Genomic DNA, 760 nt, shown 5'->3' with positions numbered 1-760 from the left:
AGTGGCGATGCGATTGGTACAATGGCCTAACTCCTATGATGTAATGATTACCGAAAACCTATTTGGTGATATTTTAACGGATGAAGCTTCTGTAATTTCCGGATCTATGGGACTTATGCCTTCTGCTTCCGTTGGAACCAAGGCTAAGTTATACGAACCCATCCACGGTTCTTACCCACAAGCAGCCGGGAAAGACATTGCCAATCCATTGGCAACAGTTCTATCTGCCGCGATGATGTTCGAAGATTTTGACCTTAGGGAAGAAGCACAGGCCATTAGGGACGCTGTAAACAAATCCTTAGAAGAGGGAATTGTAACAGAAGACCTAGCCGATGGTGGTAAAGCTTATAAAACCAGTGAAATTGGTGATTGGTTGGCCAAAAATATCTAAAGTTGTCATAGCGGATACCGCTAGACACCTACTATAAAATGAAGATCCCAATGATATTACTTATCATTGGGATCTCTTTTTTGTTACCTCTATTATACTTTGAATAAGCGCTACTGATTATAGGCCAATTTCCTCTCTGCCCTTCGCTTTTTAGTGCGTCTACTAAGGACGATCAGTATCCCAATAAGCACCCCGCTACCTGCCATTACAGCACCTACCAAACTAGGAGAGGTAAAATCGGCCCCCATAGCAATAGGCAAGCCTCCAAAAAACGCTCCAGAGGCATTTCCCATATTAAAAGCACTGTGGTTCATAGATGCTCCAAGCATTTCAGATCCTTTAGCAGACCTAATGAAGGCCATTTGTATG

General features: G+C 43.0%; 1 protein-coding gene and 1 pseudogene. One reads left to right on the top strand and one right to left on the bottom strand.

All coding sequences use genetic code 11. From position 1 onward, the window contains the following. Positions 1–391: isocitrate/isopropylmalate family dehydrogenase (locus F1E73_RS17175; protein WP_262714310.1), on the top strand; the 391-nt coding region annotated here is incomplete at its 5' end. Positions 392–501: 110 nt separating this feature from the next. Here the strand turns inward: F1E73_RS17175 and F1E73_RS17170 are convergent. Next, positions 502–760: pseudogene (locus F1E73_RS17170) on the bottom strand (MFS transporter); the annotation flags it as partial.

The organism is Arenibacter lacus (genome assembly GCF_008711145.1).
GTDB classification, from domain to species: domain Bacteria; phylum Bacteroidota; class Bacteroidia; order Flavobacteriales; family Flavobacteriaceae; genus Arenibacter; species Arenibacter amylolyticus.
The sequence above is the reverse complement of the archived record's forward strand: the minus strand, read 5'-3'. Positions and strand labels throughout refer to the sequence as shown.